The organism is Elioraea rosea (assembly GCF_007644105.1).
GTDB lineage: Bacteria > Pseudomonadota > Alphaproteobacteria > Acetobacterales > Acetobacteraceae > Elioraea_A > Elioraea_A rosea.
In genome coordinates, this window is sequence record NZ_VFAC01000027.1 from 18047 (window position 1) to 42500 (window position 24454).

22 protein-coding genes (1 of these 22 only partly in view) are annotated in these 24454 nt (G+C 70.8%); 15 read left to right on the plus strand and 7 right to left on the minus strand.

Translation table 11 applies throughout. From position 1 onward, the window contains the following. Positions 1-8: 8 nt before the first annotated feature. Genes radC through FIF60_RS15405 form a run of 3 tightly spaced genes read right to left on the minus strand, consistent with a single transcriptional unit; the run spans position 9 to position 2503 of the window. Positions 9-743, minus strand: a complete 735-nt coding sequence (gene radC, locus FIF60_RS15395; RefSeq protein ID WP_338032088.1) for a RadC family protein — start codon at positions 741-743, stop codon at positions 9-11. Then, entirely contained in the window at positions 740-1567 is an 828-nt protein-coding gene (gene map, locus FIF60_RS15400; RefSeq protein WP_144186987.1) for a type I methionyl aminopeptidase, read from the minus strand. Before map ends, radC begins: the two co-directional genes overlap by 4 nt. Before the next feature lie 24 nt (positions 1568-1591). After that, complete coding sequence (locus FIF60_RS15405; protein WP_144186988.1) at positions 1592-2503, minus strand: methyltransferase domain-containing protein; 912 nt, start codon at positions 2501-2503, stop codon at positions 1592-1594. Between the two features lie 102 nt (positions 2504-2605). Between FIF60_RS15405 and FIF60_RS15410 the strand changes: the two genes are divergently transcribed. The 5 genes from FIF60_RS15410 to FIF60_RS15430 all read left to right on the plus strand — a co-directional run bounded on the left by FIF60_RS15410 (position 2606) and on the right by FIF60_RS15430 (position 6409). After that, entirely contained in the window at positions 2606-3199 is a 594-nt protein-coding gene (locus FIF60_RS15410; protein ID WP_144186989.1) for a cysteine dioxygenase family protein, read from the plus strand. Continuing rightward, complete coding sequence (locus tag FIF60_RS15415; RefSeq protein ID WP_144186990.1) at positions 3199-4770, plus strand: rhodanese-like domain-containing protein; 1572 nt, start codon at positions 3199-3201, stop codon at positions 4768-4770. The genes FIF60_RS15410 and FIF60_RS15415 overlap by 1 nt, the downstream gene beginning before the upstream one ends. Continuing rightward, positions 4748-5575: a ComF family protein gene (locus tag FIF60_RS15420; protein ID WP_338032089.1), complete on the plus strand. Its 828-nt coding sequence runs from the start codon at positions 4748-4750 to the stop codon at positions 5573-5575. Before FIF60_RS15415 ends, FIF60_RS15420 begins: the two co-directional genes overlap by 23 nt. Continuing rightward, on the plus strand, positions 5568-5828 hold the full coding sequence (gene grxC / locus FIF60_RS15425) for a glutaredoxin 3 (RefSeq protein WP_144186991.1): 261 nt from the start codon (positions 5568-5570) through the stop codon (positions 5826-5828). Before FIF60_RS15420 ends, grxC begins: the two co-directional genes overlap by 8 nt. A 125-nt stretch (positions 5829-5953) precedes the next feature. After that, a complete protein-coding gene (locus FIF60_RS15430; protein WP_144186992.1) occupies positions 5954-6409 on the plus strand; it encodes a DUF1178 family protein in 456 nt (151 codons plus the stop codon). 55 nt (positions 6410-6464) lie between these two features. Here the strand turns inward: FIF60_RS15430 and FIF60_RS15435 are convergent, their stop codons facing one another. Both FIF60_RS15435 and ubiG read right to left on the minus strand, forming a co-directional pair. After that, positions 6465-8624 (minus strand): ATP-binding protein, encoded by a 2160-nt coding sequence (locus FIF60_RS15435; protein WP_144186993.1) that lies wholly within the window; start codon positions 8622-8624, stop codon positions 6465-6467. A gap of 252 nt (positions 8625-8876) precedes the next feature. Beyond that, on the minus strand, positions 8877-9596 hold the full coding sequence (gene ubiG, locus FIF60_RS15440; RefSeq protein ID WP_239451653.1) for a bifunctional 2-polyprenyl-6-hydroxyphenol methylase/3-demethylubiquinol 3-O-methyltransferase UbiG: 720 nt from the start codon (positions 9594-9596) through the stop codon (positions 8877-8879). Between the two features lie 93 nt (positions 9597-9689). On the opposite strand from ubiG, the gene FIF60_RS15445 reads away from it, so the two are divergent. The 9 genes from FIF60_RS15445 (at position 9690) to FIF60_RS15485 (ending at position 20668) form a co-directional block, all read left to right on the plus strand. Beyond that, positions 9690-10907 (plus strand): aspartate kinase, encoded by a 1218-nt coding sequence (locus FIF60_RS15445; protein WP_144186994.1) that lies wholly within the window; start codon positions 9690-9692, stop codon positions 10905-10907. Next, positions 10907-11953, plus strand: coding sequence for an NAD(P)H-dependent flavin oxidoreductase (locus FIF60_RS15450; protein ID WP_144186995.1), 1047 nt, complete (start codon positions 10907-10909; stop codon positions 11951-11953). Before FIF60_RS15445 ends, FIF60_RS15450 begins: the two co-directional genes overlap by 1 nt. A gap of 10 nt (positions 11954-11963) precedes the next feature. Continuing rightward, positions 11964-14243 carry a phosphoenolpyruvate--protein phosphotransferase gene (gene ptsP / locus FIF60_RS15455; RefSeq protein ID WP_338032090.1) on the plus strand — a complete coding sequence of 760 codons (2280 nt, stop codon included), beginning with the start codon at positions 11964-11966 and terminating at the stop codon, positions 14241-14243. Positions 14244-14451: 208 nt separating this feature from the next. Next, positions 14452-15552 carry a helix-turn-helix domain-containing protein gene (locus FIF60_RS15460; RefSeq protein WP_158639247.1) on the plus strand — a complete coding sequence of 367 codons (1101 nt, stop codon included), beginning with the start codon at positions 14452-14454 and terminating at the stop codon, positions 15550-15552. 73 nt (positions 15553-15625) lie between these two features. Continuing rightward, complete coding sequence (gene ispG / locus FIF60_RS15465) at positions 15626-16750, plus strand: flavodoxin-dependent (E)-4-hydroxy-3-methylbut-2-enyl-diphosphate synthase (RefSeq protein ID WP_144186997.1); 1125 nt, start codon at positions 15626-15628, stop codon at positions 16748-16750. Between the two features lie 86 nt (positions 16751-16836). Next, entirely contained in the window at positions 16837-18075 is a 1239-nt protein-coding gene (hisS, locus tag FIF60_RS15470; RefSeq protein WP_144186998.1) for a histidine--tRNA ligase, read from the plus strand. Beyond that, positions 18072-19157 carry a peptide chain release factor 1 gene (gene prfA / locus FIF60_RS15475; RefSeq protein ID WP_144186999.1) on the plus strand — a complete coding sequence of 362 codons (1086 nt, stop codon included), beginning with the start codon at positions 18072-18074 and terminating at the stop codon, positions 19155-19157. The genes hisS and prfA overlap by 4 nt, the downstream gene beginning before the upstream one ends. Continuing rightward, positions 19154-20011 carry a peptide chain release factor N(5)-glutamine methyltransferase gene (gene prmC / locus FIF60_RS15480; protein ID WP_144187000.1) on the plus strand — a complete coding sequence of 286 codons (858 nt, stop codon included), beginning with the start codon at positions 19154-19156 and terminating at the stop codon, positions 20009-20011. Before prfA ends, prmC begins: the two co-directional genes overlap by 4 nt. Positions 20012-20284: 273 nt before the next feature. Beyond that, on the plus strand, positions 20285-20668 hold the full coding sequence (locus tag FIF60_RS15485; protein ID WP_408869873.1) for a DUF4167 domain-containing protein: 384 nt from the start codon (positions 20285-20287) through the stop codon (positions 20666-20668). A gap of 10 nt (positions 20669-20678) precedes the next feature. Here the strand turns inward: FIF60_RS15485 and FIF60_RS15490 are convergent, their stop codons facing one another. Continuing rightward, a complete protein-coding gene (locus tag FIF60_RS15490) occupies positions 20679-21119 on the minus strand; it encodes a GNAT family N-acetyltransferase (protein WP_144187001.1) in 441 nt (146 codons plus the stop codon). A gap of 35 nt (positions 21120-21154) precedes the next feature. Then, the gene (locus tag FIF60_RS15495) at positions 21155-21919 is read right to left on the minus strand and encodes an MOSC domain-containing protein (protein ID WP_144187002.1); all 765 of its coding nucleotides are present in this window, start codon (positions 21917-21919) and stop codon (positions 21155-21157) included. 142 nt (positions 21920-22061) lie between these two features. Here FIF60_RS15495 and clpB point away from each other — a divergent pair, with 142 nt between their 5' ends. Further along, positions 22062-24454, plus strand: partial view of an ATP-dependent chaperone ClpB gene (gene clpB, locus FIF60_RS15500; RefSeq protein WP_144187003.1) — the 5' portion only. 190 nt of this gene lie beyond the right edge of the window; 2393 of the gene's 2583 nt are visible here — the first part of the coding sequence; the start codon lies at positions 22062-22064; the stop codon falls past the right edge of the window.

Sequence of the window (24454 nt, forward strand, 5' to 3'; positions counted from 1 at the left end):
TTTCGTTGTCAGAGAAGCCCTTCCTGCCGGAACGACAGCCACCTGCCGTTGCCGACGATGACGTGGTCGTGCAGCGCGATGCCCAACGCCTTCGCCGCGGCGGCGACCTCCCGGGTCATGTCGATATCGGCACGGCTCGGGCTCGGGTCTCCGGAGGGGTGGTTGTGCACGAGGATGATCGCCGCGGCCTGGTGTTCGAGGCCGCGGCGCACCACCTCGCGCGGATAGAGCGGCGTGTGGTTCACCGTGCCGCGCCCATGCTGCTCGTCTGCGATCAGGCGGTTGCGCGCATCGAGGTAGAGCACGCGCACCTGCTCGACCGGCTCGCGCGCAAGCGCGGCATGCAGGTAGCCCATCAGCAGGTCCCAGGAGGAGAGCACGGGCCGCTCGCGGATCTCGCCCTTGAGCAGCCTCAGCGAGGCGGCGTGCACGACCTTCAGCGCGGCGACCGCGCCGTCGCCCATGCCCTCGACCGCCAGGAGCTCCGCGCGGGGTGCTGCGATCGCTGCGGCGAAGCTGCCGAAGCGGGCGATCAGCGCCTTGGCGATCGGCTTGGTGTCGATGCGCGGGACGGCGAAGAGCACCATCTCGAGGAGCTCGTAGTCGGCCAGCGCATCGGGACCCGCGGTGAACAGGCGCTCGCGCATCCGCTTGCGATGGTCGAGATGGCCCGGTCCGGGCTGCCTGGCCTCCGGCGCGTTGAAGAGGTCGTCCCCCTCGCGGAGGCTCTTCCTGCCTCTCACACCGCGTAGGGCGGCTTGTGCAGCCCGGCGGGCGAGAGGGTGAAGATCTCGCAGCCGTTGGCCGTCACGCCGACGCAGTGCTCGAACTGCGCCGAGAGGCCCCGGTCGCGCGTCACGGCCGTCCAGCCATCGTCGAGGATCTTCACCTCCGGGCGGCCGGCATTCACCATCGGCTCGACGGTGAAGAACATGCCTTCGCGCAGCGTCACGCCTTCGCCGGGGCGGCCGAAATGCAGCACGTTCGGCGCCTCGTGGAAGCTGCGGCCGAGCCCGTGGCCGCAGAAGTCACGCACGACGGAGAAGCGCTGCCGCTCCACGTAGCTCTGGATCGCCCAGCCAACATCGCCGAGCGTCGTGCCGGGGCGGATGGCGCGGATGCCGCGCAGCATCGCCTCGTAGGTCACGTCCATGAGCAGCTGCGCGCGGCGGTTCGGCGTGCCGGCAGCGAACATGCGCGAGGTGTCGCCGTGCCAGCCATCGAGGATGACGGTGACGTCGATGTTGACGATGTCGCCCTCCTCGAGCCGCCGCTCGCCCGGAATGCCATGGCAGACGACGTGGTTCACGGAGGTGCAGATCGATTTCGGAAAGCCCCGGTAGCCGAGCGGGGCGGGCACCGCGCCATGGGCGAGGATGAAGTCGTGGCAGAGCCGGTCGAGCTCCCCCGTCGTCACACCGGGGCGGACATGCGGCGTGATCATGTCGAGCGTTGCCGCGGCGAGCCGGCCCGCGCGGCGCATTCCCTCGAAATCATCGGGGCCGTGGAGGACGATGCGCCGGGCATCGGCCGCCGCACCGCCAGGGTCGCGGTCCAACTGGTTCATATCCTTGTGTCTGCCGCCGATGGCCTAACGCAGCGGCGGCGGCGGCGCAAGCGGCGCCTCGCCCGCTCTCTGTTCAGTGACACCGAGGGCGGAGGCGAGGCGCGCCTGGGCACTTCCGGGGGCGAGGGGCTTGGGCTGGCTCTCATGCGGCGCCCACCCCGTGAGGGTCGCCACGACGAACGGAAGCCGGAGCTCGTCACCCGGGCACAGCCGCGCGCAGGCGGCGGCGAGCACAGCGCGGGGCAGGGGCCTTCGGCTCCGCGCGGCCACCGCATTGGTCTCGCCGAGGCGTCGGAGGTCGGCGAACAGGCCGAAGGGGCTTGCGTAGGCGAGCGTCAGCGTGTCGGCGTCCGCAACCGGCAGGGCGAAGCCTGCCCGCTGCAGAAGCCCTGCGCAGTCGCGCAGGTCTGGGAAGGGCGAGACGCGCGGCGAGACACCCCCCGTCATCTCCTCCTCCGCGGCGAGCAACGCCTCCCGCAGCGGCGCGAGCGTGCCGAGGCCCCAGAGAGAGGCGAGGAAGAGGCCGTCCGGCTTGAGGACGCGGCGGATCTGCACCAGCGCGCCTGGCAGGTCGTTCACCCAGTGGAGCGAGAGGTTGGAGACGACCAGATCGAAGCTCGCCGGGGCGAATGGAAGGGCTTCCTCGTCGGCCGCAAGCGCCGGGCCGTGCGCTGCGGCGCGGCGCACCATGGCGGGGGAGAGATCGGCCGAGACGACGAAGGGAATGCCCCGCTCCCTCAGCGCGCGGGCCACCAGGCCATGCCGGCCGCCGAGGTCGAGCGCGCGCTCGAAGTGCCGCGTCGTGTCGTCGAGCCGGTCGAGAAGCCGCGCCGCCGTCTCGGCAAGGATCGGCTCGGCCTCATGCACCGAGGCGGCGGCACGGTCCCGGCGCAGCCTGTGGGTTGCCCTGTCGAACGGGCCGAGGCTTCCATCCATGGCGCAGGATGTGGGCCGGTTGCCCTCGGAAGCCAAGCGGGTTCAGGATGCGCTGGCCTTATGCCGGACGCCGCACACGAGACCCGACAAGGGAGAGACACCATGAACGAGACGACAGTGCTCGCCGCACGCACAGCCGCCGTGGGCCCGGCGGTGGACAGGGTGCGCGCCATCGAGAACCGCATGGGCGTCACCCGGGAGGCGCTCGATGCCATCATGGCCGAGCTCCAGGGGCTCGCCGCGCAGGAGACCCTGTTCCCCTCCTCAGAATTCCCGCCGCCGCCGAACGGGGAGAAGGGCAGCCGCCGCTACCTGCTGCACGAGGACCCGGGCGGGCGCTTCGCGCTCTACCTGAACGCGCTGAACCCCGGCAACGAAACGAAGCCGCACGACCATACGACCTGGGCTGTCGTCGTCGCCGTCGATGGCGAGGAGCTCAACAAGGTGTACGCGCAGAAGCCGGGCGGGATGGAGATCGTCCGCGAGGTCGTGGTCAAGCCCGGCACGGGCATCGCGCTGATGCCGGAGGACATCCACTCGATCCACACGCAGGGGACGGTGCCGACGCGGCATCTGCACATGTACGGGCTCGCACTCGAGAAGCTGGACAAGCGCATGGCCTACGACCCCGCGACGGGGGAGGCTGTGCCCTACAACGCCAACTTCATGCGGCCCACCGAGAACAAGCCTGCCTGATGGATCGGATCGCGCCGGCGGCGCTGAAGGCCGCCATCCGCGACGGCGGCGAGCTCGCCATCCTCGATGCGCGCGAGGAAGGCGAGTTCGGCACCGCGCATCTCTTCTGGGCCTCGCCCCTGCCGCTCTCGCGGCTGCCGCTCATGGCCAAGGCGCTGGCGCCGAACCCCCGCGCCAGCGTGGTGGTGACCGATGACGGGCGTGGCCTCGCCGAGCGTGCCGCGGCCGAACTCGAGGCGCTTGGGTTCGCGAATGTCTCGGTGCTCGATGGCGGCACCCCCGCCTGGGAGGCAGCAGGGTATGTGCTGTTCTCCGGCGTCAACGTTCCGTCCAAGGCGTTCGGCGAATGGGTGGAACACCATTACGGCACCGAGAGCATCGACGCGGCTGACCTGAAGGCGCTGATCGACCGCGGCGAGAGGATGGTGATCCTCGACAGCCGGCCGCTCGAGGAGTTCAGCCGGATGTCGATCCCGGGCGGCATCAACGTTCCCGGCGGCGAGCTCGCCTATCGCATCGGTTCGCTCGCGCCTGATCCCGAGACGCTCGTCGTCGTCAACTGCGCGGGCCGCACCCGCTCGATCATGGGCGCGCAGAGCCTGCGCAGCTTCGGCGTGCCCAACCGCGTCGTTGCGCTGCGCAACGGCACGATGGGCTGGGAACTCGCCGGCTTTGCCTGCGCCCGCGGGGAAAGCGCACGCTACGCGGACGGACCGCCGGGCGATCTCGACGCAGCACTCGCCCGCGCCGAGGCGCTCAGGGTGAAGCACAGGGTCGGCCTCGTCGATCGCGCGACGCTCGACGCGTGGGCGGCGGATCGCTCCCGCACCCTCTACGTGCTCGACGTGCGGGATCCGGCCGAGTTCGCCCATGGCCACATCCCCGGCAGCCGCAGCGCGCCGGGCGGGCAACTCGTGCAGGCGACGGATGGGTGGATCGCCGTGCGCAACGCCCGCATCGTGCTGGTCGACGACACCGGCGTGCGCGCGCGGATGACGGCCCAGTGGCTCGCCCAGATGGGCCATCGCGACGTCCACGTGCTCGAGGACGGGCTCGTCCCGCCTCTCGCGACAGGTCCCTGGGCGCCGGAGGTCGAGCTCCCGGACATCGAGAGCTTCCCTCTCCGCGCCGTGCATGCCGCGCTCGGGGCCGGGCAGGCAAAGGTGGTCGATCTGGCCCGGTCGGTCGCGTTCCGCGACGGGCATATCCCCGGTTCGCTGTGGGGCGTGCGGACCCGGCTCGACGCCCTGGCGCACAGGCTTCCCGAGACGGGGCTCGTCGCCGTCACCTCTCCGGATGCGAACCGCACGGCCCGGCTCGCCGCGGAGGAGCTGGCCGAGGTCACCCCCGCCCGCGTAGGCATCCTCGAAGGCGGCGTCGCGGCCTGGGCGGCGTCGGGCCTGCCCCTCACGGCAGACCGGAACGACCCGCCCGACGAGGCCTGCATCGACGCCTATCTGCGGCCGTATGACCGGAATTCGGGAGTCGAGGAGGCGATGAAGGCCTATCTCTCCTGGGAGATCGACCTCGTGAAGGAGATCGACCGCGATGGGGATGCCGGGTTCGGCTGAGACCCGGGCGGGGATCGCCCGGCTCGTCACCGCGGCGCTCCGTGGCGCGGCCGATCTGCTCCTTCCGCCCTCCTGCTTCGCGTGCGGCGCCCCGGTCGAGACGCAGGGGCTGCTCTGTGCGTCGTGCTTCCCCCGGTTCCGCTTCATCGGCGCCCCGCTCTGCCATTGCTGCGGCCTGCCCTTCGCGCATGCCGGCGAGGCCGGGGAGGGCGGGCTCTGCCAGGCCTGCCTCGATCGCCCGCCTGCCTATGACCATGCCCGCGCCGCCTGGCTGTACGACGAGGCGTCGAAGCCGCTGATCCTTGCCTTCAAGTATGGCGATCGGACCGACCTCGCCCCGGCCCTCGCCCGGGCGATGGCCTCGGCCGGCGCCTCCCTCCTCGCCGAGGCGGAGCTTCTCGCGCCCGTACCGATCGCGCGCGCGAGGCTCGTCTCCCGCCGCTACAACCAGGCGGGCCTGCTCGCAGCCGAGCTTGGCCGGATCGCGGACAGGAAGGTCGTGCAGGGGCTGCTGGTCCGGCTGCGCAACACCGCCCCGCTCGCCGAGCTGTCCACGCGGGAGCGGCAGAGGCATCTGTCCGGCGCGATCGGGGTGTCGCCACGCCACGCCGCCGCGGTTGCGGGCCGTCGCGTGCTCCTCGTCGACGACGTGCTGACAAGCGGTGCGACCGCCAATACCTGCGCGGCCGCCCTGCTCGAGGCGGGCGCGGCGGGCGTCGATGTCCTGACGGTGGCGCGCACGCCGCCCCGGGCGGCACCCCTTGACGGCGAGGGGGAGGCGAGCGACGTGCAGGACCATGGCTGAGATCGAGATCTACACGACCTTCTGGTGCCCCTACTGCGCGGCGGCGAAGTCGCTGCTGTCGAAGAAGGGCGTGGCATTCCGCGAGATCGACGCGCCGAACGGCTCTCCGGCGCGCCAGGAGGCGATCGACCGCTCCGGCGGGCGGACGACCGTGCCGCAGGTCTTCGTCGATGGGACCGCGCTCGGCGGCTACGACGACATCGCCGCGCTGGACCGTTCGGGCAAGCTCGACCCCCTGCTCGGGATCGGCTGAGGCAACCGGCCCGGCCAGCCCGCGCTCACCGCGTGCTGGCAGTCACTTGCATCGAGTGCCAAACGCGCCATCATCCTGTCATGCAAGGCGCGCAGACTGCCGCACGCGCCGCTGAGAGAGGACAGATGATCCATTACGCGCTCCGCTGCGAGGCCGAGCACGGCTTCGAGGGATGGTTCAAGGACAGCGCCGCCTTCGAGAAGATGGCAAGGCGCGGCCTGGTCGAATGCCCCCATTGCGGCTCGACCAAGGTGGAGCGTGCGCTGATGGCGCCGGCCATCGGTGCTGAGGCGAAGGCCAAGGGGCGGTCCAAGCCCGCACCGAAGCCGGCCGAGGCCAAGGCTGCAACCGGCCCGATGCCAGCGCAGATGGTCGCCATGCTGCAGCGCCTGCGGGCCGAGGTGGAGAAGAACTGCGACTATGTCGGCCCCCGCTTCGCCGACGAGGCGCGGAAGATCCACGAGGGCGAGGCCGAAGCGCGCGGCATCTACGGCGAGGCGACGGCCGAGGAGGCCGAGGCGCTGAAGGAAGACGGGATCGGCTTCGAGACCATCCCTTGGGTGAAGCGCGCCGAAGGGTGACGCAGGCCGCGCCGGTCAGGCTTGGCCGCCACCCTGCGAGGTGCCGCGCTCCGCGTCAGTTCCTCTCCTTCTGCCGCGCCGCGGCGAGCAGCCCGGCGATCGAGCGCGCCATCTGGCTGCGCGTGATCGGCTTGGCGAGGAAAGAGATCTCGTCCATCAGCGTGAGCGCGGGGTTCATCTCGCCGCCGACGAAGCCCGAGATCATCAGCACGGGAAGGTACTTCCGCTGCTGCTTGGCCCAGAGCGCAAGCTCCTGGCCGTTCATGTCCCCGGGCATCACCACGTCGGTCACGAGGATGTCGAAGCCGCCCGTCGCGAGATGGTCGCGGGCCGAACGGGCATCGCCGCATTCGACCACCTGCGCGCCGAGGTCGCGCAAGGTCGCCGCCATCACCGCGCGGACGGTGGCGTCATCATCGACGAGGAGGATGCGCGCCTCGATGTGCTCCGGCGCCTCCTCGGGAAGCGGCGCGGGCTCGCCGTCATGCTCGGTCGAGATCGGCAGGAACACCGAGACGCGCGTGCCGCGCCCCATGCGGCTCTCGATCCGCGCCGAGCCGCCCGACTGGCTCGCGAAGCCATAGACCATAGAGAGGCCGAGGCCCGTGCCGCGGCCAGGCTCCTTCGTTGTGAAGAACGGCTCGAAGGCGCGGGAGACCACCTCCGGCCCCATGCCGCGGCCATTGTCCTCGACATCGATCACCGCGTACTCGCCCGCAGGCAGCTCGTCGGACGATTCCGCAACCGTCACGACCCGCTGGCGGGTGCGCACGACGATGCGCCCCTGGCGCTGCATGCCGTCGCGCGCGTTGGAGACGAGGTTGATCAGGCAGGCATCGAGATGCGTCGGGTCGACCCGCACCGGAAGCGCCGCGGGGGAGAGGTCGAGCACGAGCTCGTTCTGCTCCCCTGCCGCCTTGGCAAGCAGCGTCCGGCATCGCTCGACCTGGCGGCCGACATCGCAGGACACGGGGAAGAGCATCTGCTTGCGCGCGAAGGAGAGAAGCTGCCCGGTCAGGTTCGAGCCGCGCTCGATCGTCCGCAGCATCAGCTCGGTCGTTTCCTGCGCCCGCTTGTCCTCGCGGAAGCGGAGCGCCAGCGTCTCTGTGCAGCCGAGAAGCACGGAGAGCAGATTGTTGAAGTCGTGCACCACCCCGCCGGTGAGCATGCCGACGCTCTCGAGCTTCTGGGCATGGTGCAGCTGGTCCTCGGCCTTGCGCCGCGCGGCATCGGCCTCGCCGAGACTCTCGACGAGCGCGGCATGGGCGATCGCACCCTTGCGGAGCGACCGGGCGAGCCACCAGACGGCGCCCGATGCGGCAAGCAGGATCAGCAGGATCGCGCCGGCAAGCGCGTCGTTCGCCGCCGCCATCTCCGTGCGGTCGGCCGAGACGACGATCGCCACCGGCCACCGCGAAAGGCGCTGGACCATCATGTAGCGCCTGGATGTCGGGTCGGTCTTCGTGACGATCGGCTCGGCCGCCCGCGCCTGGCTTGCCAGCACATTGGTGCCCGCCCCCCGCGCCGCGGCACCGGCCTGGCGGCCGACCAGCCAGCCCTCGAAATCCACCCAGTCGACCGTGAAATCGCGGAAGGGGCGGATGTTGGCGTAGAACGTCGCCATGTAGTCGAGCGGCGTGGTGACGAAGACGGCCCCCGCCGGCCCGTCAGTCCCCGCAATGCCGAGGACGACTGCGAACTCCCGGGCGCCGGTGACGGGGTTCACGTAGGGGCGCGTGAGGTTCGGCACGGTCGTGTCGAGCCCGCGTGCGACCGCCTCGAGCCCGATCAGGCGGAGCTTCTCCGCCGGCACGCCGCCCGAATGGGCGAGGACCGTTCCGGTTGCATCCGTCACGATGATCGCCGCCACCGCCTCGTGTCGGACGGCGATGGCGGAGATCTCCGCGGCGAGCCCAGCATCGGCGGCGCGCACGTCGAGCGCCGGGCCGCCGGCGCGGACGGCGAGGTCATGGGCGAGCAGGCGTGCGATCTCGCCATTGAGGTCGAGTACCGCCTCGGCGTGCCGGGCGGTGATCTCGAGCACCGATTGCAGCCGCGAACGGGATTCGTTGAGCGCTGCATCGCGCAGATCGGCGATCGAGGCGATGGCCAGCAGAAGCGGAACGAGCGTGGAGACGAGCAGAAGGGCGACCGTGCGTTGGCCGAGCCGATGCGCGGAGGAGGAGACGTCCTCCAGGCCGACGATGCCTCCCATGGCGTGAGTTCCCTTTTTGTTCCGTTCGATGGGGAGACGTGCCATGCTGTCCTTGTCCTCGGCCTTGTCCTCGGGCGACGGCGGTGCGGTGGCGGCCGGGGGGAGCCGGCCGCGCGACCCGGATGCCGCTGCAGGGCGGCGCTCGGGAGATACTATACCTATAACTAGGATGAAATGCCTAGTCACAATCCTTGCGTGCGTCCAGATCGGACGCGGCCACGGCCCGGTGCGCGAAGACGCGTCGCGGCCGGATCAGAGCCGGACGGATGCGGCGATGTAATTCACCGAGAGGTCCCGGCTCTCGACCCAGGCGCCGGAGGGAAGCCGCATCGTCATCCCCGCCGTCTTCAGCGGCCGGAATCCTGCCGCGCGAAGCTCCCGGCCGAGCTCGGCCGGGGTGACGAAGCGGCGCCAGTCATGCGTGCCGCGCGGCAGAAGCCGTGCGACGTACTCCGCCCCGATCTTCGCCACGGCGAGGGAGCGGAGGGTGCGGTTGATGGTCGACAGCACCAGCAGCCCGCCCGGGCGCAGCAGCGTGGCGAGCGAGGCGAGGAAGGCGCCGCGGTCCGCGACGTGCTCGATCACCTCGAGTGCGGTAACGACGTCGAAGGCGAGGCTCTCGTCGGCCAGGGTCTCGGGTGGGGCGACCCGGTACTCGATCGCGAGGCCGGATGCGGCGGCATGCGCCCTCGCCACCGCAATCGCCTCCGGCGCGGCGTCGATGCCGGTGACCGCTGCACCCCTTCGGGCGAACTCCTCCGAGGCGAGGCCCGCGCCGCAGCCTACATCGAGAAGCCTTGCCCCCTGCCAGGGGATGCCCGCCTCCCCGGCGCACGTGATCGTCCAGGCCGTGCGCAGCGGGTTCATCCGGTGCAGCGGCCGCATCGGACCCGACGGGTCCCACCACCGATCGGCGAGCGCGTCGAACCGGGCCACCTCGCCCGCCTCGACCGTCGAGCCTGCACCTGCCATCGCCCACCACCCCATTGCCGCCGCCACCGCCGCCCTTTATCTGTCGCCGCGTTGGGCGCAGGCAACAGCGCCATCCGCATCCGGTGATCCCCGATGGCCCGTCTCGTGATGAAGTTCGGCGGCACCTCCGTCGCCGACCTCGACCGTATCCGCAACGTCGCCTCCCGCGTGAAGCGCGAGGTCGAGGCCGGCCACGAGGTCGCGGTGGTCGTCTCGGCCATGGCAGGCGTGACGAACCAGCTCGTCGCCTGGTGCCAGGCGCTCTCGCCCCTGCACGACGCCCGCGAGTACGACGCGGTGGTGGCGACCGGCGAGGAGGTCACCTCGGGGCTGACGGCGATCGCGCTGCAGACCCTCGGCGTCGATGCCCGTTCCTGGCAGGGCTGGCAGATCCCGGTGATGACCGACGGCGCCCACGGCAAGGCACGCGTCGAGCGCATCGAGGGCGCGGAACTGATCCAGCGCATGCAGGCGGGTCAGGTGCCCGTGGTGTGCGGGTTCCAGGGCCTCGGGCCGGACAACAGGGTGACGACGCTCGGGCGCGGCGGGTCCGACCTGTCGGCCGTCGCGCTTGCCGCGGCGCTCGAGGCCGACCGCTGCGACATCTTCACCGATGTCGATGGCGTCTACACGACCGACCCGCGCATCGTGCCCAAGGCCCGCAAGCTCGACCGCATCGCCTATGAGGAGATGCTGGAGATGGCGAGCCTTGGCGCGAAGGTGCTGCAGACCCGCTCGGTCGAGCTTGCGATGAAGGAACGTGTGCGCGTGCAGGTGCTATCCTCCTTCGAGGACAAGCCCGGCACGCTCGTGGTGGACGAGGACGAGATCGTGGAAAAGGAACTGGTCAGCGGCATCGCCTATTCCCGCGACGAGGCGAAGGTCACGCTCAGGCACGTGCCCGACCGGCCCGGCGTCGCCGCGGCCGTGTTCGGCTCGCTGGCCGAGGCGCATGTGAATGTCGACATGATCGTGCAGAACGTCTCGGCCGAGGGCACGACGGACATGACCTTCACCGTCGGCAAGGCCGACCTTGCCCGCGCCATGGACACGCTCGGCGGCAAGCGGGAGGCGATCGGCTACGCCGAGGTCACGGCCGATGCCGGGGTGGCGAAGATCTCGGTCGTCGGCATCGGCATGCGAAGCCATGCGGGCGTGGCCAACACCATGTTCCAGGCCCTCGCGGGCAGGGGCATCAACATCGAGGTGATCACCACCTCCGAGATCAAGATCTCGGTGCTGATCCGCGAGGATGCGACCGAGCTCGCCGTGCGCGCCCTGCACGCCGCCTACGGGCTGGACGCATCCTGATGGACCGTGCGGAGGCGAGGGCGAGGCTCGACGCGCTCTGGCGGCGGGGAACGGAGTTTCTCGGCTCGGAGGTCGCCATCATGGGCGGGGCGATGAGCTGGGTGAGCGAGCGGCATCTCGTCTCTGCCATTTCCAACGCCGGCGGCTTCGGCGTGATCGCCTGCGGCTCGATGGGCCCGGGCCTGCTTGACGCCGAGATCGCGGGCACGAAGGCGCTGACCGCGAAGCCCTTCGGCGTGAACCTGATCACCATGCATCCCGAGCTCGAGGCGCTGATCGATGTCTGCCTCGCCCACAAGGTCGGGCACATCGTTCTGGCCGGCGGCCTTCCCCCCGGCACGGCGATCAGGCGGGTGAAGGATGGCGGGGCGAAGCTGATCTGCTTCACGCCCGCGCTCTCGCTCGGCAAGAAGCTCGTCCGCTCCGGCGCGGACGCGATCGTCATCGAAGGCTCGGAGGCGGGGGGGCATATCGGACCGGTCAGCCTCACCGTGCTCGCGCAGGAGGTGCTGCCGCATCTGCGTGACGTTCCGGTGTTCGTCGCGGGCGGCATCGGCCGGGGCGAGGCGATCCTCTCCTATCTCGAGATGGGCGCGGCGGGCGTGCAGCTTGGCACCCGCTTCGTGTGCGCCACCGAATCGATCGCCCATGCGCGGTTCAAGCAGGCCTTCATCCGCGCCTCGGCGCGCGATGCCCTGCCGACGGTGCAGCTCGACCCGCGCTTCCCCGTCATCCCCGTGCGCGCCCTGGTCAATCAGGGAACGGATCGGTTCATGGAGCACCAGGCCGAGGTGGTGCGACGCTTCACAGAAGGCGAGCTCACCAAGGAGGCCGCGCAGCTCGACATAGAGCATTTCTGGGCCGGTGCGCTCCGCCGCGCGGTGATCGAGGGTGACATCGAGCAGGGCTCGGTGATGGCCGGCCAGAGCGTCGGCCTCGTCACGCGCGAGCAGCCGACGGCGGAGATCATCGCCGAGCTCGTGGAGCAGGCCGTCGCGGCGATCGCCGGCCGCGGCGCCGAGGCGGCCGCCGCGGCCGCCGACTGACGGCCACGTCGTGGCCGCCGGCAGCGACCGGGCAGCGCCGCGAAGACTGCTTGGCCGCCTGCGCGTGGTCATGGCCGAGGCGGAGACGCCGCAGGCCCGCTTCTCCGCGATCGTCCGCATCGTGGCAGCGGAACTGGCCGCGGAGGTCTGCTCGATCTACGTCATGCGGCCAGGCGAGATCCTCGAGCTCTTCGCGACCGAGGGGCTTCGGCAGGATGCCGTGCACCGCACCCGGCTTCGGGTGGGCGAAGGCATTGTCGGCACGGTCGCGGCGAGCGGCCAGGCCCTGAACCTTCCCGATGCGCAGAACCACCCCGCCTTCGCCTATCGCGCCGAGACGGGCGAGGAGGCCTTCGCCTCCATGCTCGCCGTGCCGGTCCTGCGCGGCGGCCAGGTGCTCGGCGTCATCGCCGTGCAGAACCGCGACGTGCGGCTCTACCACGAGGACGAGGCCGAGGCGCTCGAGACCCTCGCGATGCTTCTCGCCGAGCTCGTCGTAGGCCTCTCGCGGTCCGGCGGGTCCGAACAGGGCGAGCGGCCACGGGCGCTCAACGTCACCCTGCCGCGGGTCTTCGAGGGGGTGGGGCTGACGCCGGGAATCGTGCTTGGACCGGTGCTCTGCCATGGCGCGCGGCCCGCTCAAGCGACCGTGCTCGCCGACGACCCCGCCCGCGAGCGTGACCGGCTCGAAGCTGCGATCGCCGAGATGCATGCCGGGCTCGATGCCCTGGTGACCAAGGGGATCGGCCGCGGCTCCGCCTCGGCCGAGACGCGCGACGTGCTCGAGGCCTACCGGCTGATCGCCGCCGATGCCGGCTGGCTCGCGCGCATCCGCGACTCCGTCATCGCCGGGCTGACGGCGGAAGCGGCGGTGGAGCGCGAGCTCGGCGAACTGCGCGCGCGGATGCGCCGCGTGAGCGACGCCTATCTCCGCGAGCGGCTCGCCGATCTCGAGGATGCGGGGGGCAGGCTGCTCGACCATCTCGCCGGCCGGGTGCAGGCCGAAGGCGCGGCACCCGGCTTCATCCTTCTCGCGCGCCGCCTCGGCCCGGCCGAGCTCCTCGACTACCACGCGCGCGGCCTCGCCGGGCTCCTGCTCGAGGAGGGGAGCCCGACCGCGCATGCGACGATCATCGCGCGCGCCCTCGAGGTGCCGCTGCTAGCCGGGGGCCGCGGCGCCGTCGATGCGGCGGAGGCGGGCGAGGCGGCTGTGCTCGATGCAGAGGAGGGGCGGCTGATTCTCCGCCCAGACAGCGAGATCGTGTACGGCTACGAGGCGGCGATCAGCGCGCGCGCCGTCCGCCGCGCGGTGCTGGCCGAGAGCGCGCTGCTTCCTCCCCTCACCCGCGACGGCGTGCGCATCAGCGTGATGATGAATGCCGGGCTGCTTGCCGATGTCGGCCATCTCGCAGGCTCCGGCGCCGACGGGATCGGCCTGTTCCGCACCGAGATCGCCTGGCTCGCCCGTGGCGGGCTGCCCGATGCCGAGGCGGAGGAGCAGTTCTATGCCCGCGTCGTCGAGGGCGCGGCCGGCCGGCCGGTTCTGTTCCGCACGATCGACCTCGGCGGCGACAAGCTGCTTCCCGGCTTCCCGCATGGCGAGGAGGAGAACCCGGCACTCGGCTGGCGGTCGCTCCGCATCGGGCTCGACCGGCCGGCCATGCTGCGGCGGCAACTCCGCGCCCTGCTGCGCGCCGCCGCCGGGGCGAGGACGCTCAGGGTGATGTTCCCGATGGTCACGACCGTCGAGGAGTTCCGCGCTGCGAAGGCGATGCTGCGGGCAGAGACGGCGTCGCTCCGCCGCGCGGGGCGTGCGCCCGAGCATGTGCTTGCCGGTGCCATGCTCGAGGTGCCGGCGCTGGTGTGGCAGATGCCCGCCCTGCTCGACGAGGCCGATTTCCTCTCGATCGGCTCGAACGATCTGACCCAGTTCCTGTTCGCAGCGGATCGGGGCAATGCCCGCGTCGCCGGCCGCTACGACTTCCTGTCCGCCCCGATGCTCGACCTTCTCGCCCATGTCGCCGCGCTCTGCCGGGCTGCGAGTGTACCGGTGAGCCTGTGCGGTGAGGCGGCGTCACGCCCGCTCGAGGCCCTTGCGGTGCTCGGCGTCGGCATCCGATCCGTGTCGATGCCGGCAGGGGCGGTGCCTGCGGTGAAGGCGATGGTGCGCAGCCTGGATCTGTCGGCCTTCTCGCGCTTCCTGGCTGGGCTGCGTCGTTCCGCAGCGGGAGGCCACTCGCTGCGCACAGAGATTGCGGCCTGGGCGCGAGATCACGGGATCACTCTCTAGCAGAAGTCGAATTAGCTGGGACTTCTTCTATCGATTTTCGTAACATCTGCACGTTAGGGCTGGAATGTGCCTGCGCTCCCGCGCTAGACGATTGTAGGTCGGGCGGGGTGCAGGGGGACAACCGGCGCCCGTGTGTCATGCCGTGCTGCAGGGATATCGGCAGGTGTTGCAAGACGGAAAGACTGTGGCGGCCGATGGGGCGATGTCCATGCCGGCAGCCAGCCCCTCCGCGGTCGGTGGCCTGCTCAGGGCAGCGAGGCAGCGTCATGGACTGTCGGTCCAGGACGTGGCGGTCGCTCTCCGCATCCGCAGGCCCTATCTCGACGCGATCGAGGATGGCCGGGTTTCGGCCCTGCCGGCGCCGGCCTACGCGATCGGCTTCGTCAAGACCTACGCCGCCGCGCTCGGCCTCGACCAGGAGGAGATCGCCCGGCGCTGGCGCGACGAGACGGGCAATGCCGCAGCGCGCCGGCCCGAGCTCTCCTTTCCCGCCCCTGTGCCGGAGCGGGGCATTCCCGCCGGTGCGCTGATCGTCGTGGGCGTCATCCTCGCCGCAGGCATCTATGGCGGCTGGTACTACCTTTCCGGAACGGGCCAGCGTGTGGCCGACATCGTGCCGCCTCTGCCTGAGCGCCTGGCGAGGATCGACACCGCGCCGGCCCCGCAAGCAAGCCCCCAGCAGGCACCGGCACCCCTGACGCAGACCGGCCCGGTCGCCGCCCTGCCGGGTCTCGCACCCTCCGCGCCACCCTCCCAGCCCGCTCCTGTTGTGGCGCCTTCCTTTGGCGAGGCTTCGTCCGGGCAGCAGGCCACCGTCCCGCTGGCGCCGATGCCCGAACCGCCGCGCGTGATGCTGCCGCCCACCGGGGCCTGGCCCACCGGCCCCGCGGTCACGCCCGAGAGCCTTCTCCCACCCCGGCCGGCCACGCCGAACCCCACGAGCGCGAACGCAGCGACCGTCGCTACCGCCCCGGCGGCCCCGCCTGCCGAGCCGCCACCTCCGCCCGCCCAGAGCTTCGGCGGAAGCGACGACAGCCGCGTCGTCCTCCGCGCCCGCGCGGACAGCTGGATCCAGGTGCGCGAGCGCTCCGGCGGCACCGTCCTGTTCAACCGCGTCCTCCGCCCGGGCGAGACCTATCGCGTGCCGATGCGCTCGGGCCTCCTGCTGACGACAGGCAATGCCGGCGGCCTTGAGGTGGTGCTCGACGGCGACGCGCTGCCGACGCTGGGGCAGCAGGGCGTCGTCCGACGCGACCTGCCACTGGAGCCCGAGGCGCTCCGCCAGGCCGTCGCCGCGCTGCCGCGCTGAGGGGCCTTCACCGTCCCGCGCTGGATAAACCGGCGCCGCCGCGCCATTCTTCGCGTGCACGGGAGAGGATGGCCTGATGTCGTATCGCCCCTATCAGCACATTGAGCGGCGCAAGAGCCGGCAGATCCATGTCGGCGGCGTCGCCGTGGGCGGCGATGCGCCGATCTCCGTGCAGACCATGACCAACACGCCGACGACGGACGTCGAGGCCACGATCGCGCAGATCCGCCGCGCCGAGATCGCCGGCGTCGACATCGTGCGGGTCTCGGTGCCGGACGAGGAGAGCACGGCGGCACTCGCGAAGATCGTGCCCGAGGTGGGCGTGCCGATCGTCGCCGACATCCACTTCCACTACCGCCGCGCCATCGAGGCGGCCAAGGCGGGTGCGGCCTGCCTTCGCATCAACCCGGGCAATATCGGCTCGGCCGAGCGCGTGAAGGAGGTCATCCGCGCGGCACGGGACCATGGCTGCTCCATCCGCATCGGCGTGAACGCGGGCTCGCTCGAGAAGCACCTGCTCGAGAAGTACGGCGAGCCAAACCCCGAGGCGCTGGTGGAAAGCGCGCTCTGGCACGCGGCGCACCTGCAGGAGCACGATTTCCACGAGTTCAAGATCTCGGTGAAGGCCTCCGACGTCTTCCTCGCCGTCGCCGCCTACCAGCAGCTCGCGGAGGCGTGCGACCACCCGCTGCATCTCGGCATCACCGAGGCCGGCTCGCGCCGGACCGGCACGGTGAAGTCGGCCATCGGCATCGGCTCGCTTCTCTGGGCGGGCATCGGCGACACGATCCGCGTCTCCCTGTCGGACGAGCCCGAGGAGGAGGTGCGTGTCGGCTGGGAGATCCTGAAGGGGCTTCACCTGCGGCACCGGGGCGTGAAGATCATCTCCTGCCCCTCCTGCGCCAGGCAGGGCTTCGACGTGATCCGCACCGTCGAGGCGCTGGAGAAGCGGCTCGAGCACATCCAGGTGCCGATCTCGCTCTCCATCATCGGCTGCGTCGTGAACGGCCCGGGCGAGGCGCTGCTGACCGATCTCGGGCTGACGGGGGGCGGCGCGGGTCGCCACATGGTCTACGCCGCGGGGCGGACGGACCATACGATCGGCACCGAGGAGATGGTCGAGCACATCGTCTCCCTCGTCGAGGCCAAGGCGGCGGCGCTCAAGGCCAAGGCGGCGGTTCCGAAGGCCGCCGAGTAGGCCCCTCCGCCCTGCGCCCTTGACAGGCAGCGCGCGAGGCTGCCCTTGGCGCATCCGATGCGCCGTTCGATTGGACCAGTGGACCCGTGACAGCACTTCAGCCCGTGCGCGGCATGCGCGACCTCATCGGCGAGGACGCCCGCCGCCACCGCCACGTGATCGAGACCGCCCGCCGTGTTGCCGACCTCTGGGGCTTCGATGCCTGGGAGACGCCGGTGCTCGAGGACACGCGCGTGTTCTCCCGCACGCTGGGCGATACGTCCGACGTCGTCACCAAGGAGATGTACTCCTTCGAGGACAGGGGCGGGGACAGTGTGACGCTGCGGCCTGAGAACACCGCCGGCGTCTGCCGCGCGCTCGTCTCCAACGGGCTGACGCAGAGCCTGCCGCAGAAGGTGTTCTACGCCGGCCCGATGTTCCGCTACGAGCGGCCGCAAAAGGGCAGGTACCGCCAGTTCCACCAGATCGGTATCGAAACGCTCGGCGCGGCCGAGCCGCTTGCCGATGCAGAGGTGATCGCCTGCGGCTTCGAGATCCTCACCGCCCTGGGCGTCGCTGAGGGAACGGTGCTCGAGGTCAACACGCTCGGCGACGCCGAGAGCCGGGCCGCCTACCGTGCCGCGCTCGTGTCGTTCCTGAGGCAGCATGAGGCGTCGCTGTCGGAGGAGAGCCGCGAGCGCCTCGCGCGCAACCCCCTCCGCGTACTCGACAGCAAGGACGCGAAGGACCGCGCGATCGTCGCCGACGCGCCCGACATCTTCGCGCACCTGACCGATGCCGCACGCGCGCACTGGGAGGGGGTGCTCGCAGCGCTCGACGCCTTCGGCGTTCCCCACCGCGTCAATCCGCGCATCGTGCGCGGGCTCGACTACTACAGCCACACCGCCTTCGAGTTCGTGACCGACCGGCTCGGCGCGCAGGGCACCGTGATGGCAGGCGGGCGGTATGACGGGCTTGTCGAGGAGATGGGCGGACCGCCGACGCCGTCCGTCGGTTGGGCCGCCGGCATCGAGCGTCTTGCGATGCTTCTCGCCGAGGCGCCGCCCGCGCCGTCGCCCGTCGCCGTCATCCCCGTCGGCGAGGCGGCCGAGAAGGTGGCGCTGTCGGTGATGACGACGCTTCGCCGCGCCGGGGTGCGCGCCGAGATGGCATTCCGCGGCAACCTCAAGCGGCGGATGGAACGGGCGAACAAGACCGGCGCGCGGACCGCCGTCATTCTCGGAGAGGCCGAGCTCGCCGCAGGCACCGCGCAGGTGAAGGACCTCCGCTCGGGCGCGCAGGAGGCGGTGCCGCTCGAGGCGCTCGCCGCGCGGTTGGGGGGATGAACGCCGCCTTCTCGCCAGGCTTCGCCGCGCGGCTCGACCGCGTGCTGATGCGCGCGCAGGAGCTCGAGGCAATGCTGCAATCGGGCCTCGATGGCCCGGCCTATGTCGCGGCGACGCGCGAGCAGGCCTCGATTGCCGAGTTGGCCGACCAGATCGCCGCGCTGCGGCGGGCTGAGCGCGAGCTCGCCGAGGCAGAGGCGCTGCGCGACGGCGCTGATACCGAGCCCGAGCTGCGCGCGATGGCGGAGGACGAGGCCCGCGCGCTCGCCGAAACGGTCGAGGCGCTGTCGCGCGCGGTGCGAATCGCGCTGCTGCCGAAGGACGAGGCGGACGAGCGCAACGCCATCCTCGAAGTGCGCGCCGGCGCGGGCGGGGACGAGGCCGCGCTTTTCGCCGCCGACCTGTTCGAGATGTATCGGCGCTACGCCGAGGGGCGCGGCTGGCGCTTCGAGGTTCTCGAGCTCTCCGAGAACGATCTCGGCGGCTATCGCGAAGCGGTGGCCGGCATCGCGGGGCAGAACGTGTTCGCGCGGCTGAAGTTCGAAAGCGGCGTGCACCGCGTGCAGCGCGTGCCGGCCACGGAGGCGCAGGGGAGGATCCATACCTCTACCGCAACGGTCGCCGTGCTGCCCGAGGCCGAGGAGGTCGACGTCGCCGTGAACGAGGCCGATCTCCGCGTCGATGTGTTCCGCGCATCCGGTGCGGGCGGCCAGCATGTGAACAAGACGGAGAGCGCGGTGCGCATCACGCACCTGCCCACCGGAATCGTCGTGCAATGCCAGGACGAGAAGAGCCAGCACAAGAACCGCGCGAGGGCGATGAAGATCCTGCGCGCGCGGCTCTATGAGCGCGAGCGCGAGGCAAAGGCTTCCGCACGGTCCGACATGCGGCGGTCGCAGGTCGGCACCGGCGACCGTTCCGAGCGCATCCGCACCTACAACGTTCCCCAGGGGCGGGTGACCGACCACCGCATTGGGCTCACGCTGCACAAGATCGACCGCGTGCTCGCGGGCGAGCTAGAAGAGCTGATCGATGCGCTCACTGCGGAGCAGCAGGCGGAGCTGCTCGCCGCAGAGGGATGAACGGGACCGAGACGATCGGCGCGCTTCTCTGCGAGGCGGGCGCGGCGTTCCGAGCGGCCGGTATCGAGGAGGCACGCGTCGAGGCGCGGCTCCTGCTCGGCCATGTTCTCGGGCGCAAGCCGCTCGCTCTGCCGCTTGAGGCCCATCGTGCGGTATCGGCTGCGGATGCTGCCCGGTTCCGCGCCCTCGTCGCGCGCCGTGCCGCGCGCGAGCCGTCCGCGCATCTGACCGGAACGCGGGGCTTCTGGACGCTCGATCTTGCCGTCACGCCAGACGTGCTGATCCCGCGCCCCGATACCGAGACGATCGTCGCCTGCGCGCTCGATCATGTGCGGGACAGGTGCGCCGTGCACCGCGTGCTTGACCTTGGCACCGGCTCCGGCGCGATCCTTCTCGCGCTGCTTTCGGAACTGCCACGTGCGTATGGCGTCGGGCTCGACCGGAGCGCCGCCGCGCTCGCCGTTGCACGCCGCAACGCCGAGGCGTGCGGCGTCGCTGCGCGCGCAGGCTTCGTGCGCGGCAACTGGGCCCGCGCGATCGCGGGCGGGTTCGACATCGTCGTCAGCAACCCGCCCTATATTGACCAGGCAACGATCGCCACGCTCGAGCCCGAGGTGGCAAGGCACGAACCCCGTGGCGCGCTCGATGGAGGCGAGGACGGGCTTGATGCCTATCGCGCCATCCTTCCCGACCTGCGCCGCCTGCTTGCGCCCGGCGGCATCGCGGTGCTCGAGCTCGGCTTCGGGCAGGCGGAGTCGGTGGCGGCGCTGGCGCGCGAGGCTGGGCTCGTCGGGGTCGAATTACGGCAGGATTTGGGCGGTGTTCCGCGCGCGTTCGCCCTGCGACCTGCGTGACTCCACCCTTGCGCAAAAAACGGGTTGGCGGGGCCACCGCCGCGCACTAGGGTGCCTCGGGTTGCGACCCATCCTCAAAGAACAGGACCAGGCGAGGCGCCATGGCGCAGCGACCGGGACGAGGAAGGGCAGGGCCTCGGGCTGGGAGCTTCCGCCCGATGCCGGCGACCCGGCAAGCGACGCTGCGACAACAACGGCAGACACACAGACATGAACCTCAAGCGCATGCGCGGACGCGGCCATCACCAGGCTCCCCGGCATCAGCATCGAAACATGCCGATGAACCGGAACCATGTGTTCGACAGCAACGGCCCCGACGTGCGGCTCCGAGGCACCTCGCAGCAGCTTTTCGAGAAGTACCTCCAGCTCGGCCGCGACGCCACGTCGGCGGGCGACAGGGTGATGGCGGAAAGCTACTTCCAGCACGCCGAGCACTACTTCCGCATCCTCAACGCCATGCAGCAGCAGACGCAGGGCCCGGGCCAGCCGCAGCAGGGCCAGCCGAACGGCAATGGCGGCCAGCGGCGCGGCTACGAGGGCGAGGGGATCGACCCCGTGGACGCAGCGGTCGAGCAGGCGATGAACGGCCACGCGACCGAGGCATCGCTGCCCGCCGGCGAGGGCGAGCAGCCGAAGCTCCAGCCGAGCGCCGACTGAGCCTGGCCGCTCAGCCGAGATCCAACCGGAGATAGCGGACGCGTTTGCCCCTGTCGGCGAGGAAGGCCTCGCCGACCGTGGCGAACCCCTCCCGGTCATGGAAGGCGAGCGAGCCCGGATTGGGCGGCTCGATGTTCACTTCCGCCACCACTGCCCGGTAACCTGCCCGGCGGGCCGCGTCAGCCACATCCTTATAGAGTGCACGCGCCACGCCCCGGCCCCGGCTCGCTGCATCCACGATGACCCGGTCGACGTAGACGAAATCGTTCATCCGATCCGCGAACCAGCGGAAATTCGGGCTGGCGAGCCGCGCGCCGGGGCCGTAGGCGAGCAGGAAGCCTGACCGCGACTCGGCCACCGCGGCATGGAAGACCCGGGCGAGGCCCGCCTCGAGCGCCGCTCTGTCGAGCGGCCCTGTTTCAACCTCGTGCGCGGCATTGAGCGCGAGCACCCAGTCATGGTCCTCCGGCCCGAGGGGGCGGAGGATCAAGCTTCCGCCTCACGCAAGACGATGGTGTCGCCGACCGCGACCCGGCCCCCTTCCTCAACCCGGCCATAGACGCCTAGGTCCGGGTGGTCGAAGGCCTCGCGCAGTCCCGCCACGGGGTCGCAGTCCCGCTTCGCGGTGACGGGGTTCACCTCCGTCGCCGGGCATCGAGGAATGCGTTTGGTGATGGTCAGGGTTGCGCCGCCGAGCTCGATGCTGCGGCCCATCCAGTCGAACTCCGCCCACGGGGCGAGCCCGCTGAAGTAGATGTTCGCCCGGAATCGCAGCTTGTCGAGGCTTCGGCCCATTTCCTTCTCGAGTGCTGCGAGCGAGGCGAGATTGATCAGCGAGACGACCTTGTTCCTGTGGTCGCTGAAGCTATGGCCGGGAGAGGTGACGAATCGCGGCCGGCCGCGGGCCTCCTCGCCGAGATAGCGTGTGAGCCAGGCGGCGATCTCCCCCCGGCCCTCGGCGGTGGCGGTGCTTGCCGTGAGGGCCTGGCCGTCGGGCGGGCGGATCACCAGCACCTCGCGCCTGTCGTCCCAAGCTGCATGCAGCGCCGCGAGGCGCTCGTTCTTCATCAGCATCGCGAAGTGCTGCTTCTGCAGCCAGGTGGGGGCGGCCTCGTCGAACGGCGCATCGCCCTGCGCGAGCGCGAACCTCCTGTCTCCCGGCAACGGCTCGCCCGGGTCGAGATGCACCTCGCCGAGGCTCTCGGCAGAGAGGCCCTTCACCGGATAGCGGTAGATGTGTTCGACGAGCACGCGGCACCCCTTCCAAGACCTTGAGCCCCATCAAAGCGTTTCCCATGTGAGATGCGCAACGCTCGAGGCCTCTCGCGCGGTGCCGGCAGGACGCAGCCTTCGGGGGCGCCCCGTCGATCCGTCGCCTCAAGGAGGGACATGAATGGACATCGAGAAGTTCACCGAACGGGCCCGCGGCTTCATCCAGGCCGCCAGCACCATCGCCATCCGCGAATACCACCAGCGGCTGCTGCCTGAGCACCTGCTCAAGGCGCTGCTCGACGACAGCGAAGGTGCAGCCGCCGGGCTGATCCGCGCCGCGGGGGGAGACCCTGCGCGCGTCCGCGCCGCTGCCGACCAGGCGGTGGCGAAGCTGCCGAAGGTCTCGGGCTCCGGCGCCGGCCAGCCGATGCTGAGCCCGGAGCTCGTGCGCGTGCTCGACGCCGCGCAGCAGGCGGCGCAGAAGGCGGGCGACGAGTACGTCGCGCAGGATCGTCTGCTCGTCGCGATCGCCAATGCCGAGGGGGCGGCCGGCTCCGCGCTTCGCCAGGCGGGCGTGACCGCCCAGGCGCTCGACCGCGCGGTGGCGGAAATCCGCAAGGGCCGCAAGGTGACGAGCCAGGGCGCGGAGGACACATTCGACGCACTGTCGAAATACGCCCGCGACATCACCGAGATCGCCCGCGAGGGCAAGCTCGACCCTGTGATCGGCCGCGACGAGGAGATCCGCCGCGCCATCCAGGTTCTCGCGCGGCGCACGAAGAACAATCCCGTGCTGATCGGCGAGCCTGGCGTCGGCAAGACGGCGATCGTCGAGGGCCTCGCTCTTCGCATCGTCAACGGCGATGTGCCCGAGGCGCTGAAGGGCAAGCGCGTGCTCGCGCTGGACCTCGGCGCGCTCGTCGCAGGCGCGAAGTTCCGCGGCGAATTCGAGGAGAGGCTGAAGGCGGTGCTGTCCGAGATGGAGCAGGCCGCCGGCGAGGTGATCCTGTTCATCGACGAGATGCACACGCTCGTCGGCGCGGGCAAGGCGGAAGGCGCGATGGATGCGTCCAACCTGCTGAAGCCGGCGCTCGCGCGCGGCGAGCTTCACTGCATTGGTGCCACGACGCTCGACGAGTACCGCAAGCACGTCGAGAAGGACGCCGCACTGGCCCGTCGCTTCCAGCCCGTGTTCGTCTCCGAGCCTTCGGTCGAGGACACGATCTCGATCCTGCGTGGGCTGCGCGAGAAGTACGAGCTGCACCACGGCGTGCGAATCGCCGACGCCGCGCTCGTCGCGGCCGCGACGCTCTCCAACCGCTACATCACCGACCGCTTCCTTCCCGACAAGGCGATCGACCTCGTCGACGAGGCCTCGAGCCGGCTTCGCATGCAGGTCGACAGCAAGCCCGAGGAGCTCGACGAGCTCGACCGGCGCCTCATCCAGCTCAAGATCGAGCGCGAGGCGCTGAAGCGCGAGGAGGATGCCGCCTCCAAGGAGCGACTCGCACGGCTCGAGCGCGAGATCGCGGAGCTCGAGGAGAAGTCCGACGCGATGACGGCCGAGTGGCAGGCCGAGAAGTCGCGCGTCGCCGAGACGCAGACGCTGAAGGAGAAGCTTGACCGCGCCAGGGCCGATGCCGAGGTGGCGCAGCGCCAGGGCGACCTCGGACGCGCCTCCGAGCTCCGCTACGGCGTCATCCCCGAGCTCGAGAAGAAGATCGCGGACGCCGGCTCGCAGGGCAGCCTCGTGAACGAGGCCGTGACGGAGGAGCAGATCGCCCACGTCGTCAGCCGCTGGACCGGCATTCCCGTCGACAAGATGCTCGAGGGCGAGCGGGCGAAGCTTCTCGCGATGGAGGACAATCTCCGCCGCCGCGTCGTCGGCCAGGAGGATGCGCTGAAGGCGGTGGCCAATGCCGTGCGCCGCGCCCGCGCCGGGCTGCAGGACCCGAACCGTCCGATCGGCTCGTTCCTCTTCCTCGGCCCCACGGGCGTCGGCAAGACCGAGCTCTGCAAGGCGCTCGCCGGCTTCCTGTTCGACGACGAGCGCGCGATGGTGCGCATCGACATGTCCGAGTACATGGAGAAGCACGCCGTCTCGCGGCTCATCGGTGCGCCTCCGGGCTATGTCGGCTACGAGGAGGGCGGTGCGCTCACCGAAGCCGTCCGCCGCCGGCCCTACCAGGTGATCCTGTTCGACGAGGTGGAGAAGGCGCACGAGGACGTCTTCAACGTTCTTCTCCAGGTGCTCGACGACGGCCGCCTGACGGACGGGCAGGGGCGGACGGTGGACTTCCGCAACACCATCATCGTGCTCACCTCGAACCTCGGCAGCGAGATCCTCGCCGCCCAGCGCGAGGACGAGGATGTCGACCTCGTGCGCGGCCAGGTGATGGCGGTGGTGCGCGGGCGGTTCCGGCCCGAGTTCCTGAACCGGCTCGACGAGATCATCCTGTTCCGCCGCCTCGGCCGCGGCGAGATGGGAGCGATCGTCGAGATCCAGCTCGAGCGCCTGAAGGCCCTGCTCGCGGACCGCAAGGTGACGCTCGAGGTGGGCGAGGACGCGAAGGC